This window comes from Pseudomonas sp. JAI111 (assembly GCF_024809425.1).
Taxonomy (GTDB): domain Bacteria; phylum Pseudomonadota; class Gammaproteobacteria; order Pseudomonadales; family Pseudomonadaceae; genus Aquipseudomonas.
This window is the reverse complement of sequence record NZ_JANUCB010000009.1, coordinates 162,687-176,654: the sequence shown is the minus strand read 5'-3', so window position 1 is coordinate 176,654 and position 13,968 is coordinate 162,687. Positions and strand designations below refer to the sequence as shown.

Genomic DNA, 13,968 nt, shown 5'->3' with positions numbered 1-13,968 from the left:
GCGGGCCATTGGGCCCGCCGTCAAGTTTGCCGTCAAACGACGGGAATGTCGTCGAGGTATTTCTCTGCATCCAGTGCGGCCATGCAGCCAGCCCCTGCGGAAGTCACTGCCTGGCGGTACACGTGATCGGCTACGTCGCCTGCGGCAAAGACGCCGGGAATCTCGGTGGCGGTGGCATCGCCCTCGTTGCCGCCCTTGACCAGCAGGTAGCCGTCGCGCATGGGCAGTTGGCCGATAAACAAGTCGGTATTGGGCTTGTGGCCGATGGCGATGAACACGCCGGCCACAGGCAACTCGCTGGTCTCGCCGGTGTGGCTGTCGCGCAGGCGGGCGCCGGTCACGCCGCTGGCATCGCCCAGAATTTCATCAAGATGCTGATTCCAGTGCAGGCGGATATTGCCGGTGGCGGCCTTTTCGAAAAGCTTGTCCTGAAGGATTTTCTCCGAGCGCAACTTGTCGCGCCGGTGAATCAGGTGGACTTCCTTGGCGATGTTCGACAGGTACAGGGCTTCTTCGACCGCGGTGTTGCCGCCGCCGACGACCGCGACCACTTGATTGCGATAGAAGAACCCGTCGCACGTGGCACAAGCTGAAACGCCACGGCCGGCAAAGGTCTCTTCCGACGCCAGCCCCAGGTATTGCGCTGAAGCGCCGGTCGCAATGATCAGGGCGTCGCACGTATAGGTGCCGCCGTCGCCAATCAGCTCGAAGGGGCGCTGCTGCAACTTGGCGGTATGAATGTGGTCGTAAACGATCTGTGTGTCGAAGCGTTCGGCGTGTTTTTGCATGCGTTCCATCAGCACCGGGCCGGTAAGGCCTTCGACGTCGCCGGGCCAGTTATCGACTTCGACGGTAGTGGTTAGCTGGCCACCTGCCTGTATGCCGGTAATGACAACGGGTTTGAGGTTGGCACGAGCGGCGTAAACGGCTGCGCTGTAACCGGCAGGGCCAGAACCCAGAATGATCAGGCGGGAATGCTTCGCTTCGCTCATAAAAACACCTCATAAGCCTTTGTCACAAAAGAGAATGCATGCTCAAATTGAATCGCGCGTAACCTGCCTTTGGCTATGCTACATCCAAGGGCTTGAAGCATGGCATCGGGCGAACAAACCCGTACAATGCCTGCCTGAAACGGTGTTTGTAACAAAATAAGCAGTGCGTGCCGTGTTTAAAAAAACCAGGGCGCAGTGTTAAAAGTAGTCTCAGTTGCGCCTGTTAACTTTTTTACCTGCCTGGATTGGGCAGTTTTTTATAGTCAATCAACAGATGGACGCGCCACGGGCGCAGGAAAAGAAGCGTTTTGAAGAAATCCACCGCAGCACCCAAGACAGTCGTTCCGCTCTGGCGCCAGCATTTGCACTACCGGCTCAAGGAAGGTGCATTGATCGCCATCGGCGGCCTGTGCCTGTTCCTGATGATGGCCTTGTTGACGTATGGCAAGGACGACCCGGGCTGGAGCCACAACAGCAAGATCGAGGATGTGCAGAACTTCGGCGGACCGGTCGGTTCCTACAGCGCCGATATCCTGTTCATGGTGCTGGGTTACTTCGCCTATATTTTCCCGCTGCTGCTGGCGATCAAGGCGTATCAGATCTTCCGTCAGCGCCACGAGGCGTGGGAGTGGAGCGGCTGGCTGTTCTCCTGGCGCCTGATTGGCCTGGTGTTTCTGGTTCTGTCTGGCGCCGCCCTGGCGCATATCCATTTTCACGCGGCGACCGGTCTGCCGGCCGGCGCTGGCGGTGCGTTGGGCGAAAGCCTTGGCGATCTGGCCAGGAACGCCCTGAACATTCAGGGCAGCACGTTGTTGTTCATCGCGCTGTTCCTGTTCGGCCTGACCGTGTTCACCGACCTGTCATGGTTCAAGGTGATGGACGTCACCGGCAAGATTACCCTCGACCTGCTGGAGCTGTTCCAGGGCGCGGCCAATCGCTGGTGGGCCGCCCGTGTCGAGCGCAAGCAACTGGTTGCGCAGTTGCGTGAAGTCGACGATCGCGTTCATGACGTGGTTGCGCCGACTGTCACCGACAAACGCGAGCAGGCCAAGGTCAAGGAACGCCTGATCGAGCGCGAACAAGCGTTGAGCAAACACATGTCGGACCGCGAGAAGCAGGTGCCGCCTGTGATCGCGCCCGCGCCGCCAAAACCGGCAGCGCCAAGCAAGCGTGTGGAAAAAGAGAAGCAGGCGCCGCTGTTCGTCGACAGCGCCGTCGAAGGCACCTTGCCGCCGATCTCGATCCTCGACCCAGCAGAAAAGAAACAACTCAATTATTCCCCGGAATCCCTGGCGGCCGTCGGCCATTTGCTGGAAATCAAGCTCAAGGAATTCGGCGTCGAAGTCTCGGTGGATTCGATTCACCCGGGCCCGGTGATTACGCGTTACGAAATCCAGCCCGCTGCTGGCGTCAAAGTCAGCCGCATTTCCAACCTGGCAAAAGACCTGGCGCGCTCCCTGGCCGTGACCAGCGTGCGGGTGGTGGAAGTGATTCCCGGCAAGACCACCGTCGGTATCGAGATCCCGAACGAAGATCGTCAGATCGTGCGCTTCTCCGAAGTACTGTCGACGCCCGAATACGACAACTTCAAATCGCCCGTCACCCTGGCCCTGGGTCACGACATCGGCGGCAAGCCGGTCATCACCGACCTGGCGAAAATGCCTCACTTGCTGGTGGCCGGTACGACCGGTTCCGGTAAGTCGGTGGGGGTGAACGCGATGATCCTGTCGATCCTGTTCAAGTCCGGCCCGGAAGACGCCAAGCTGATCATGATCGACCCGAAAATGCTTGAACTGTCGATCTACGAAGGCATTCCGCACCTGCTGTGCCCGGTGGTCACCGATATGAAGGATGCGGCCAACGCCCTGCGCTGGAGCGTGGCGGAGATGGAGCGTCGCTACAAACTGATGGCGAAGATGGGAGTGCGAAACCTGTCGGGCTTCAACGCCAAGGTCAAGGAAGCCCAGGACGCCGGCACACCGCTGACCGATCCGTTGTACAAGCGCGAAAGCATTCACGACGAAGCACCGCTGCTGACCAAGCTGCCAACCATCGTCGTAGTGGTCGACGAATTCGCCGACATGATGATGATCGTCGGCAAGAAGGTTGAAGAACTGATCGCCCGTATTGCCCAGAAGGCCCGTGCGGCCGGTATCCACTTGATTCTCGCGACCCAGCGTCCGTCGGTTGACGTGATCACCGGTCTGATCAAGGCGAACATCCCGACGCGCATGGCGTTCCAGGTGTCGAGCAAGATCGACTCGCGGACCATCATCGACCAGGGCGGCGCCGAGCAATTGCTGGGTCACGGTGACATGCTCTACATGCCGCCGGGCACCAGCCTGCCGATTCGTGTTCACGGCGCGTTCGTGTCCGATGACGAGGTTCACCGGGTGGTTGAAGCCTGGAAGCTGCGTGGCGCGCCGGAATACAACGACGAGATCCTGGCCGGTGTCGAAGAGGCCGGCAGTGGCTTTGAAAATGGCGGCGGTGGCGGTGACGACGATGCTGAAACCGATGCCTTGTACGACGAAGCCGTCCAGTTCGTTCTGGAAAGCCGCCGTGCCTCCATCTCTGCAGTTCAGCGCAAGCTGAAAATCGGCTACAACCGCGCCGCGCGCATGATCGAAGCCATGGAAATGGCCGGGGTCGTGACGTCCATGAATACCAACGGTTCGCGTGAAGTCCTGGCCCCGGGCCCGGTACGCGACTGATTTGAATTGAAAGGGCATCGCGACATGCGATGCCCGTACTCCCACGAATTTTATGAGGACTCCCATGCGTCTTATCCGCATGCTGTTGCTGCCGGTACTGGCTTTGACCACGCTCTCGGCTCACGCCGATGACAAGGACGTGGCGCGTCTGACCCAATTGCTGGAAACATCCAAGACCCTGACTGCACGCTTTTCGCAACTGACCCTCGATGGCAGCGGCACCCAATTGCAGGAAACCGCCGGTGACATGTCGCTGCAACGTCCCGGGCTGTTTTACTGGCACACCAATGCGCCCGCTGAACAAACGATGGTTTCCGACGGCAAGAAGGTCACCCTGTGGGACCCGGATCTTGAACAGGTCACCATCAAGACCCTCGACCTGCGCCTGACCCAGACTCCAGCTCTGTTGTTGTCGGGTGACGTGTCCAAGATCAGCCAGAGCTTCGACATCAGCGCCAAGGAAGCCGGCGGCGTGATCGACTTCACCTTGAAGCCGAAAACCAAAGACACGCTGTTTGACAGCCTGCGCCTGTCGTTCCGCAACGGTCTGGTCAATGACATGCAACTGATCGACAGTGTCGGCCAGCGCACCAACATCCTGTTCACCGGCGTGAAGGCCAACGAGCCGATCCCGGCTTCCAAGTTCAAGTTCGACATCCCCAAGGGTGCGGACGTGATCCAGGAATAAAACGCAGTCCCCAGTGAGGTTTCATAAGTAGTGATGGACCTGTTTCGCAGTGCCCCGATAGCTCAGCCCCTGGCCGCTCGCCTGCGTGCGGCCAATCTGGACGAGTACGTCGGTCAGGAACACCTGCTCGCTCGCGGCAAGCCTTTGCGCGAAGCCCTGGAGCAGGGTGCCCTGCACTCGATGATTTTCTGGGGACCACCGGGTGTGGGCAAGACCACCCTGGCGCGGTTGTTGGCGGAAGTCTCGGATGCGCACTTCGAAACGGTCTCGGCGGTGCTGGCTGGCGTGAAAGAGATCCGTCAGGCGGTGGAAATCGCCAAGCAGCAGGCCGGGCAATACGGCAAGCGGACCATCCTGTTCGTCGATGAAGTGCATCGCTTCAACAAATCGCAGCAGGATGCGTTTCTGCCCTACGTTGAAGACGGCACGCTGATTTTCATCGGCGCGACCACTGAAAACCCCTCGTTCGAACTCAATAACGCCTTGCTCTCACGGGCGCGTGTCTATGTGCTCAAAAGCCTCGACGAAGCGGCTTTGCGCAAATTGGTGCATCGCGCGCTGACCGAAGAGCGTGGCCTGGGCAAGCGGCAACTGACCCTCAGCGATGAAGGCTTTCAGATGCTGCTGTCCGCCGCCGATGGCGATGGCCGCCGTTTGCTCAACCTGCTGGAAAACGCCTCGGACCTGGCGGAAGACAACAGCGAGATCGGCATCGACCTGCTGCAAAGCCTGCTCGGCGATACCCGGCGCCGTTTCGATAAGGGCGGCGAGGCGTTCTACGACCAGATATCGGCGCTGCATAAATCGGTACGCGGCTCCAATCCAGATGGCGCGTTGTACTGGTTCGCTCGGATGATCGATGGTGGTTGCGATCCGTTGTACCTGGCCCGGCGCGTGGTGCGCATGGCCAGCGAAGACATCGGCAATGCCGACCCGCGTGCCCTGAGCCTGTGCCTGGCAGCGTGGGAAGTGCAGGAGCGCCTCGGCAGTCCTGAAGGCGAGTTGGCAGTGGCTCAGGCCATCACTTATCTGGCGTGCGCGCCGAAAAGCAACGCGGTGTACATGGGCTTCAAAGCCGCGATGCGCAGCGCCACCGAACACGGCTCGCTCGAAGTGCCGCTGCACCTGCGCAACGCGCCGACCAAGCTGATGAAGCAATTGGGTTATGGCGATGAATACCGTTATGCCCACGATGAGCCAGACGCGTACGCCGCGGGCGAAGACTATTTCCCGGAAGAACTCGAGCCACAACCGTTCTATCAACCGGTGCCGCGCGGCCTGGAGCTGAAGATCGGCGAGAAGCTCAACCACCTTGCACACCTGGACCGTCTAAGCCCCCGGCAGCGGAGAAAATAGTGATCCCTCTGGTTATAGCGGTCTCCATCGGCGGTGTTGCCGGCACATTGTTGCGCTTTGCCACCGGCAATTGGGTCAACGCAAATTGGCCGCGACACTTCTATACCGCGACGCTCGCCGTTAATATCGTGGGCTGTCTGCTGATCGGCGTTCTATACGGTCTGTTTTTGATTCGTCCGGAGGTGCCTTTCGAGGTGCGTGCCGGGCTCATTGTCGGCTTCCTCGGGGGGCTGACGACTTTTTCATCCTTTTCACTGGATACGGTGCGCCTGCTTGAAAGCGGGCAGGTGCCGCTGGCCCTGGGCTATGCTGCGATCAGCGTATTCGGCGGTCTGCTCGCCACCTGGGCCGGCCTGTCCTTGACCAAACTTTGATAAACGAGAAACCGACATGCTCGATTCCAAACTGTTACGTAGCAACCTTCAGGACGTAGCGGACCGCCTGGCATCCCGTGGCTACACGCTGGATGTGGCGCGCATCGAAGCGCTGGAAGAACAGCGCAAGACCGTCCAGACCCGTACCGAAGCACTGCAGGCTGAGCGTAATGCGCGTTCCAAATCCATCGGCCAGGCCAAACAGCGCGGCGAAGATATCGCGCCCTTGATGGCTGCTGTGGAACGCATGGCAAGCGAGTTGAGCATCGGTAAAGTCGAGCTGGACGCGATCCAGACCGAGCTGGATTCGATCCTGCTGGGTATCCCGAACCTGCCACACGAATCCGTGCCGATTGGCGCCGATGAAGATGGCAACGTTGAAGTCCGTCGCTGGGGCACCCCGACGGCGTTCGACTTCCCGGTCCTGGACCACGTTGCGCTGGGCGAGAAGTTCGGCTGGCTGGATTTCGAAACCGCCGCCAAGCTGTCCGGTGCCCGTTTCGCTCTGTTGCGCGGTCCGATTGCTCGCATGCACCGCGCTCTGGCGCAGTTCATGATCAACCTGCACACCAGCGAACACGGTTACGAAGAGGCTTACACGCCGTATCTGGTCCAGGCGCCTGCGCTGCAAGGCACCGGCCAGCTGCCGAAATTCGAAGAAGACCTGTTCAAGATCAGCCGCGAAGGCGAAGCCGATCTGTACCTGATCCCGACCGCGGAAGTGTCGCTGACCAACATCGTCGCCGGCGAGATCGTTGATTCGAAACTGCTGCCGATCAAGTTCGTGGCTCACACGCCGTGCTTCCGTAGTGAGGCCGGTGCGTCGGGTCGCGATACGCGCGGCATGATCCGTCAACACCAGTTCGACAAGGTCGAAATGGTCCAGATCGTTGAGCCGTCGACGTCGATGGACGCGCTGGAAGGCCTGACCGCCAACGCCGAGAAAGTCCTGCAACTGCTGCAACTGCCGTATCGCACGATTGCCTTGTGCACCGGCGACATGGGCTTCAGCGCGGTCAAGACCTACGACCTGGAAGTGTGGATCCCGAGCCAGGACAAGTACCGTGAAATTTCGTCGTGCTCCAACTGCGGCGACTTCCAGGCCCGTCGTATGCAAGCGCGTTTCCGCAACCCGGAAACCGGCAAGCCTGAGCTGGTTCACACCCTCAACGGTTCCGGCCTGGCGGTCGGTCGTACTCTGGTGGCGGTGCTGGAAAACTACCAGCAGGCCGACGGTTCGATCCGTGTACCGGACGTGCTGAAGCCGTACATGGGTGGCCTCGAGGTCATCGGCTAAATGGACTATCTGCCGCTGTTTCACAACCTTCGCGGCAGTCGTGTGTTGGTCGTCGGCGGGGGGGAAATTGCCTTGCGCAAATCCCGCCTGCTGGCCGAAGCCGGTGCGCTGCTGCGGGTAGTTGCACCTGAAATCGAACCGCAACTGCGCGAGCTGGTGGTCGGCAGCGGTGGCGAGTGCCTGGTACGGGGTTACGTCGAGTCGGACCTTGACGGTTGCGGGCTGATCATTGCCGCCACCGACGACGAGCCGCTCAACGCGCAAGTCTCCGCCGATGCCCATCGGCGTTGCGTGCCGGTCAACGTGGTGGATGCGCCTGCCTTGTGCAGCGTGATCTTCCCGGCGATCGTCGACCGATCCCCATTGATCATTGCGGTGTCCAGTGGCGGTGACGCACCGGTGCTGGCGCGGTTGATCCGCGCCAAGCTGGAAACCTGGATACCGTCCACCTACGGTCAACTGGCCGGCCTGGCGGCGCGTTTTCGCACTCAGGTCAAAGGCTTGTTTCCGGATGTGCAGCAGCGTCGGGCGTTCTGGGAAGATGTGTTCCAGGGCCCGATTGCCGACCGACAACTGGCCGGGCAGGGTGCCGAAGCCGAGCGCCTGATGCTGGCGAAAATCAGCGGTGAAGCGCCTGTCGCTACCGGTGAAGTGTATTTGGTGGGCGCGGGGCCGGGAGATCCTGATCTGCTGACCTTCCGGGCCTTGCGCCTGATGCAGCAAGCCGATGTGGTGCTGTATGACCGTCTGGTTGCACCGGCCATCCTCGATTTGTGTCGTCGTGATGCCGAGCGGGTTTATGTTGGCAAGCGCCGCTCCGATCACGCTGTGCCTCAGGATCAGATCAACCAGCAATTGGTCGATCTGGCCAAGCAAGGCAAGCGCGTGGTGCGACTGAAGGGCGGTGATCCGTTCATCTTCGGACGCGGCGGTGAAGAGATCGAAGAACTGGCGGCCCACGGCATCCCGTTCCAGGTCGTACCGGGTATCACGGCGGCCAGCGGTTGCGCGGCGTATGCCGGGATTCCGCTGACGCACCGTGATTACGCGCAGTCAGTGCGGTTTGTCACCGGGCACCTCAAGGATGGCTCTACCGATTTGCCGTGGGGCGACCTGGTCGCACCGGCACAAACCCTGGTGTTTTACATGGGGTTGGTGGGCTTGCCGATCATTTGCGAGCAGTTAATCAAGCATGGTCGCGCAGCCGATACCCCGGCGGCGTTGATCCAGCAGGGCACCACGGTCAACCAGCGAGTGTTTACCGGCACCCTGGCCGATCTTCCACGGCTGGTGGCGGAGCACGAAGTGCATGCGCCGACCTTGGTGATCGTTGGGGAAGTGGTGCAACTGCGCGAGAAGCTGGCGTGGTTCGAAGGGGCTCAGGCGCAGGTCTGACCCCCGTAACTGATCGTTCCCACGCTCTGCGTGGGAATGCCGCCAGGGACGCTCCGCGTTCCGCTTCGGATGTGACGCAGAGCGTCACGGGATGCATTCCCACGCGGAGCGTGGGAACGATCATCAGTTTCAGGCTTTACGCCAAACCCCTTTCCCGCTCAACCGTTCCCGATCATGGGGCGCGGTGAAATCCTGCGCCGGTCCCTTGGGCACGACACCCGTCGGGTTAATGGTCTTGTGGCTGCCGTAGTAGTGATTCTTGATGTGCTGGAAATCCACCGTCTCGGCAATCCCCGGCCACTGATACATCTCCCGCAGCCAGTTCGACAGATTCGGATAATCGGCAATCCGCCGCAGATTGCACTTGAAGTGCCCGTGGTACACCGCATCAAAACGAATCAGCGTGGAGAACAACCGGATGTCGGCTTCCGTCAGGTATTCGCCGACGAGATAACGGTTCTCGCTCAACAGCAGTTCGAGCCGATCCAGCTCGGCGAACACATCATCAAAGGCTTCTTCATAAGCACCCTGAGAGGTGGCAAACCCTGCGCGGTAGACGCCATTGTTCACGGCCGGATAAATCCGCTCGTTCAGCGCATCGATCTCACCGCGCAGAGGCGCCGGATAGAAATCCAGGTCATTGCCGGTCAGTTCATCGAAGGCGCCATTGAACATGCGGATGATTTCCGCCGATTCATTGTTGACGATGCGGTTTTGCTGCTTGTCCCACAGCACCGGTACGGTGACACGGCCGGTGTAGTCGGCGGTATCGGCGGTGTAACGCTGATGCATGAATTCGAAATGATCGAGTTTGTCGCCGGTTGAGCCGAGGTTCTGATCGAAGGTCCAGCCGTTTTCCAGCATCAGCCAACTGACCACCGACACGTCGATCAGGTTTTCAAGGCCTTTGAGTTTGCGCAGGATCAGCGTGCGATGCGCCCAGGGACAGGCGAGGGACACATAAAGGTGATAGCGCCCAGCCTCGGCGGCAAAGCCACCGACACCGGTCGGGCCGGGTTTGCCGTCGGCGGTCAGCCAGTTGCGGCGTTGCGCCTGTTCACGCTGGAACGCGCCGTCCTTGCTGCTTTCGTACCACTGGTCATGCCAGCGACCTTCAACTAACAAACCCATATTCAAGACTCCTTAACCGATAAGCGTTGGAGAGGAGTCTATTCGGATAGGTTCGATAAAAAAGCGCAAAGGTTAACGGGTTATGATCGGTTAAATAGATCTATCCCGTGCGTCCCAATACTGTTGTGCGGTTTCGAAGGCTTGCTCGCGGGATTGACCAAGGCCGCGCAGCGCCAGGGCCATCGTCGAAATCAGGGCCATTTGCGGATAGCTGTCGACCACATCGCCGCGCCACACGGCTTTCAAGTGCTCGGGATCGAGCGAGGCGGGTTTGACGTGGCGCTGGGTTGACATCTGCGGCCATTCCTCATCCCAGCTTTCGCCGCCGGTGGTGCCGTACAAGTGGCTGTCGGCGTCCGGGTTGATCTCGATTTCGCCGCCATCGCCCTTGACCACGATTGCGGTATCGCCGAGCAAGCCGCTGGCATCGCGATGCACGGCCTGATAGCCAGGATGGAAAATGCTTTGCAGGCCACAGCGGGCGCCGAGCGGATTGAGAATCCGCGTCAGCGAATGAATCGGCGAACGCAGGCCCAGCGTGTTGCGCAGGTCGATCATGCGTTGCAGTTGCGGTGCCCAATCCACCAGCGGCATGAAGGCCAGACCGCCCTGATCCAGTGCTTCGCCGACCTGCTGCCAGTTGCGGCACAGCGGGATGTTCAACTGATCCAGCAATTGTTCGCTGTACAGCCGACCGGCCGTGTGTGCGCCACCGCCATGCATGAAGATGCGCACGCCGTTCTGCGCCAGGCACTTGGCCGCCAGCAGATACCACGGCAGGTGGCGCTTCTTGCCCGCATACGTTGGCCAGTCCAGATCGACCGCCAGCGCCGGCGGGTTCAGCCGTTCACGCAAGGCTTCGGCGAACCCGGCCATTTCCTCGGCGCTTTCTTCCTTGTGCCGCAGCAACATCAGAAACGCACCTAGCTGTGTGTCTTCGACCTTGTCGTCGAGCACCATGCCCATGGCTTCGCGGGCTTCGATCCGGGTCAGGTCGCGAGCGCCGCGCTTGCCCTTGCCGAGGATTCGCACGAACTGGGCGAAAGGGTGTTCGGCAGGTGTTTCGAGGGTCAGCGCTGGAAAGTCGGTCATAAACAATTCGTCGGTTTGGGCAGGCCCGCCAGTTTCGCGGCGAGTTTGGCAGGGGTGCCTTTGAACAGTCGGTTCAGGTGCAGGCTGTTGCCTTTTTCCGGGCCCAGCTTCAGTGCGGTGTACTTGATCAACGGACGGGTCGCAGGCGACAGCTGGAATTCGTCGTAGAAACCGCGCAGCAGTTCGAGGACTTCCCAATGTTCCGGGCTCAACTCGATGTCTTCGGCGGCGGCGAGGGCGGCAGCCACCTCGTTGGACCAGTCGCTCAGGTCGATCAGGAAGCCGTCCTTGTCCAGCTCGATGGCGCGGGCGCCGACTGTCAGGGAATTCATAGCCAACTGTTGACCTTGTCATAGTGAATCGACAGCTCGACGAAGGCCGGGTAATCGATGGCCTGGACCGCGTCAGGAATCTCCAGCGCACGAGCCTGGACGTCCTCGGCCAGTGCGAACAGTTTCAACTGGCGAGCACTCAGCGCGTTGAACGGCGATGTGCCAGGCTGCAACGCATACACCGCATCACCGGTCAGCAGCAGCGCGTCGTTCGCGCCAATCACCCGCAGGCAACTGGTCAGGCGGTCGTCGCCGAATGGGGAATGAGACAACACATGCAAAGTCGACATCAGAGGGTGATCACCTGGTCGTAACGGTCAATAAGCGCAGTGATTTGCTCGGCAGCCAGCACCTGGGCTTCTTCGAGCGAGAAACGGCTCGGGTCCAGGCCGCGTTCCGCCGCGCTGTCGGCACAGACGAACAGCTCTTCAACGCCGAACATCGGCAACGCTTGCAGGTTGGCGCTCAGGTCTTTTTGCTGCAGGGCCTTGGCGTCCTGTTTGGCGGCGAGCTGGAACACGCCGTCATCGAGAAACAACAAACCGATCGGCAGATCGAAAGCACCGCCGGCCAGCACGATGTCCAGTGCTTCGCGCGCATTCGGCCCGGACCATGGGGCTTGGCGGCTGATGATCAACAAGGATCTGGGCATCTCACGCGCCTCCGAAACAGATCAGGCGGTCGGCGTCCTGCACGGCGTCATGCAACTGACCCAGGCCGGACAATTCCCACGGTGCGCCGACCGATACGGCCTCGCGCTGATAACGCCCGGCTTCTTCTGCGTCCAGCACACCACGGCGCAGGGCGGCGGCAATGCAAACAACGCCGTCCAGTTGATGCTCGGTGACAAAGGCGCGCCATTGCTTGGGCAAGTCCAGCTCATCCTGGGGCGTGACCACGCTGCCGGAAGCGTTATAAACGCCGTCCTGATAGAAAAACAGCCGGACAATTTCATGCCCGCCCGCCAATGCGGCCTGGGCGAACAGCAAGGCGCGGCGCGAGGAGGGCGCATGGGCGGCGGAAAACAGCGCGATGGCGAACTTCATGACGGACTCGATCAGCAAAACTGTGGCCATGATAAAGCTTTATCGGCGAGGCGGCGAAGTGCGTTTGATCATGGACCGAGTCGCCGCCATCGCGAGCAGGCTCGCTCCCACAGGGGTTTTGTGGCAAATATCGATTTCGTGTACGACATTAATCCCTTGTGGGAGCGAGCCTGCTCGCGATGCCGGTCTGGCAGGCACCGCTCAGCGCGGCATATAACCCAACTGCCAACGCCTCGGAATGCTTAACGACAGCCCCCCCAACGCCGCGGCCAGCAATCCGCTGGCAAACAATGCCTTGAGCCCCAGGTGATGTTCCAGCACGGCACCCAGCACGGCGCCGGCAAACATTCCCGTCCAGGGAATCAACTGAACCCGCCAGCCATTGCGCCGTTCGCCGAGCATCCAGCGCCCCAGACCACGCCCGAAGCGCGACAGGGCGCCGGTCACGTAAGTGAGGCCGACCGGCAGACCGTTCACTTCTTCCACCGCCGCATTGAGCATGCCCATGGCGATGATGGCTGAGAGCAACGCCGGCAATTGTTCGTCATAAGGCCAGGCAGCGGCGCCACAAAGCAGCATGGCGATGCACAGTAATAACGGCAGTGCCCGTCGCCCGCCCAGACGACTGATCACAATGCCCAAGGCGTTGCCGACGACAAAGGTGGCCACAAGGATCAACAGGCGCAAGGTCAACCCGAGATTGCCGTCGCTGATGGCGACCGCAAGGCGGGTGGTGTTGCCGCTCATGAAGGAAACAAAGTCACCGCTGGCCATGAAGCCGATGGCATCGGTCATGCCGGCGAGCACCGAGAGTGCGGCGACCAGCGACATGCCGATGCGGCCGCGCCATTTGCGGGCGTGCAGATGGCCCGGGCTGGCGCGGGTACTTGAAGGCGACGGTAGCATCGGTTGAGCATCCTTGAGCGGTGGCGGTTACTTGCTCAACCCATATAACTCACAATATTCCAGCCAGTCCAGACCCGCCATCTCAGCCACTTCCTTGTGCACTTCCCTGCGCTGAGTCTCGTAGTCCTCAGGCGTGTCGACAGTCAGTTTCAGCGTCAGCTCCCAGGCAAACAACCCCAGGCGCTCGGCTTCGGCTTCGAACGCTTCATGCAAGCGCTCGTCACGGTATTGTGCTGTCGTCTCGCCTTTGGCCTGGGCCAACAGCGGATTGAGGTTGTCGAGTTCGTGGCGCAGCTCGGGGCGCTCGTCGAGAAATTTCTCCAGCGCCTTTTCATGTTGCTGTTCGGTTGCCGCCATGGTCACTCCTTGAGGCTGCTCTTATGAAGATTGCTTCTTGCTGGCCTTGGCCGCAGCGGCCAGGCACTCGAGTGCAAACTGCTCGGGGTACGTCATCTGGATCGGCGTGGTTTCGCCTTTGACGGTCCGTTCGCCGTCGAGGATGTAGCGAATCCGTTTGTCGGTGACGCCAATTCGCTTGGCGATCCAGGAAGGGGTCTGGCCGATCTGGCTGATCAGCTTGTCAGCGTATTCAGCGGTCGGTTTGTAATACTCGGCGTTGGGTGTCATGGACGTTCCAGAAAAATG

Annotated in this window: 16 protein-coding genes; 6 read left to right on the top strand and 10 right to left on the bottom strand. The window is 60.5% G+C overall.

Annotated features, from left to right (window positions below; translation table 11 throughout):
• Nucleotides 1-32: 32 nt before the first annotated feature.
• A complete protein-coding gene (trxB, locus tag HNR03_RS24865) occupies nucleotides 33-992 on the bottom strand; it encodes a thioredoxin-disulfide reductase (protein ID WP_222587608.1) in 960 nt (319 codons plus the stop codon).
• Nucleotides 993-1,300: 308 nt separating this feature from the next.
• Here trxB and HNR03_RS24860 point away from each other — a divergent pair, with 308 nt between their 5' ends.
• The 6 genes from HNR03_RS24860 to cysG all read left to right on the top strand — a co-directional run bounded on the left by HNR03_RS24860 (nucleotide 1,301) and on the right by cysG (nucleotide 8,816).
• Entirely contained in the window at nucleotides 1,301-3,706 is a 2,406-nt protein-coding gene (locus HNR03_RS24860; RefSeq protein ID WP_208669027.1) for a DNA translocase FtsK, read from the top strand.
• Between the two features lie 64 nt (nucleotides 3,707-3,770).
• Nucleotides 3,771-4,394 (top strand): outer membrane lipoprotein chaperone LolA, encoded by a 624-nt coding sequence (gene lolA, locus HNR03_RS24855; RefSeq protein ID WP_054053642.1) that lies wholly within the window; start codon nucleotides 3,771-3,773, stop codon nucleotides 4,392-4,394.
• A gap of 33 nt (nucleotides 4,395-4,427) precedes the next feature.
• A complete protein-coding gene (locus HNR03_RS24850; protein ID WP_259156429.1) occupies nucleotides 4,428-5,750 on the top strand; it encodes a replication-associated recombination protein A in 1,323 nt (440 codons plus the stop codon).
• A complete protein-coding gene (crcB, locus tag HNR03_RS24845) occupies nucleotides 5,750-6,124 on the top strand; it encodes a fluoride efflux transporter CrcB (RefSeq protein WP_090185602.1) in 375 nt (124 codons plus the stop codon). Before HNR03_RS24850 ends, crcB begins: the two co-directional genes overlap by 1 nt.
• 16 nt (nucleotides 6,125-6,140) lie before the next feature.
• Nucleotides 6,141-7,421, top strand: coding sequence for a serine--tRNA ligase (serS, locus tag HNR03_RS24840; protein WP_259156427.1), 1,281 nt, complete (start codon nucleotides 6,141-6,143; stop codon nucleotides 7,419-7,421).
• Nucleotides 7,422-8,816 carry a siroheme synthase CysG gene (gene cysG, locus HNR03_RS24835; RefSeq protein WP_259156426.1) on the top strand — a complete coding sequence of 465 codons (1,395 nt, stop codon included), beginning with the start codon at nucleotides 7,422-7,424 and terminating at the stop codon, nucleotides 8,814-8,816.
• Between the two features lie 129 nt (nucleotides 8,817-8,945).
• Here the strand turns inward: cysG and HNR03_RS24830 are convergent, their stop codons facing one another.
• The 9 genes from HNR03_RS24830 to HNR03_RS24790 all read right to left on the bottom strand — a co-directional run bounded on the left by HNR03_RS24830 (nucleotide 8,946) and on the right by HNR03_RS24790 (nucleotide 13,950).
• Nucleotides 8,946-9,947 (bottom strand): glutathione S-transferase family protein, encoded by a 1,002-nt coding sequence (locus tag HNR03_RS24830; protein WP_259156425.1) that lies wholly within the window; start codon nucleotides 9,945-9,947, stop codon nucleotides 8,946-8,948.
• A 90-nt stretch (nucleotides 9,948-10,037) separates the two neighbouring features.
• Nucleotides 10,038-11,039, bottom strand: a complete 1,002-nt coding sequence (locus tag HNR03_RS24825; RefSeq protein WP_259156424.1) for a glycosyl transferase family protein — start codon at nucleotides 11,037-11,039, stop codon at nucleotides 10,038-10,040.
• A complete protein-coding gene (locus HNR03_RS24820; protein ID WP_259156422.1) occupies nucleotides 11,036-11,371 on the bottom strand; it encodes a TusE/DsrC/DsvC family sulfur relay protein in 336 nt (111 codons plus the stop codon). The genes HNR03_RS24825 and HNR03_RS24820 overlap by 4 nt, the downstream gene beginning before the upstream one ends.
• On the bottom strand, nucleotides 11,368-11,661 hold the full coding sequence (tusB, locus tag HNR03_RS24815; RefSeq protein WP_259156420.1) for a sulfurtransferase complex subunit TusB: 294 nt from the start codon (nucleotides 11,659-11,661) through the stop codon (nucleotides 11,368-11,370). The genes HNR03_RS24820 and tusB overlap by 4 nt, the downstream gene beginning before the upstream one ends.
• Entirely contained in the window at nucleotides 11,661-12,023 is a 363-nt protein-coding gene (gene tusC / locus HNR03_RS24810) for a sulfurtransferase complex subunit TusC (RefSeq protein ID WP_259156418.1), read from the bottom strand. The genes tusB and tusC overlap by 1 nt, the downstream gene beginning before the upstream one ends.
• 1 nt (nucleotide 12,024) lies before the next feature.
• Nucleotides 12,025-12,417, bottom strand: a complete 393-nt coding sequence (tusD, locus tag HNR03_RS24805) for a sulfurtransferase complex subunit TusD (protein WP_208669018.1) — start codon at nucleotides 12,415-12,417, stop codon at nucleotides 12,025-12,027.
• 201 nt (nucleotides 12,418-12,618) lie between these two features.
• Nucleotides 12,619-13,323, bottom strand: coding sequence for a YoaK family protein (locus tag HNR03_RS24800; protein WP_259156415.1), 705 nt, complete (start codon nucleotides 13,321-13,323; stop codon nucleotides 12,619-12,621).
• A 27-nt stretch (nucleotides 13,324-13,350) separates the two neighbouring features.
• Nucleotides 13,351-13,680 (bottom strand): DUF6388 family protein, encoded by a 330-nt coding sequence (locus HNR03_RS24795; protein WP_259156413.1) that lies wholly within the window; start codon nucleotides 13,678-13,680, stop codon nucleotides 13,351-13,353.
• 21 nt (nucleotides 13,681-13,701) lie between these two features.
• Complete coding sequence (locus tag HNR03_RS24790) at nucleotides 13,702-13,950, bottom strand: hypothetical protein (RefSeq protein ID WP_008154823.1); 249 nt, start codon at nucleotides 13,948-13,950, stop codon at nucleotides 13,702-13,704.
• Between the last annotated feature and the right edge of the window lie 18 nt (nucleotides 13,951-13,968).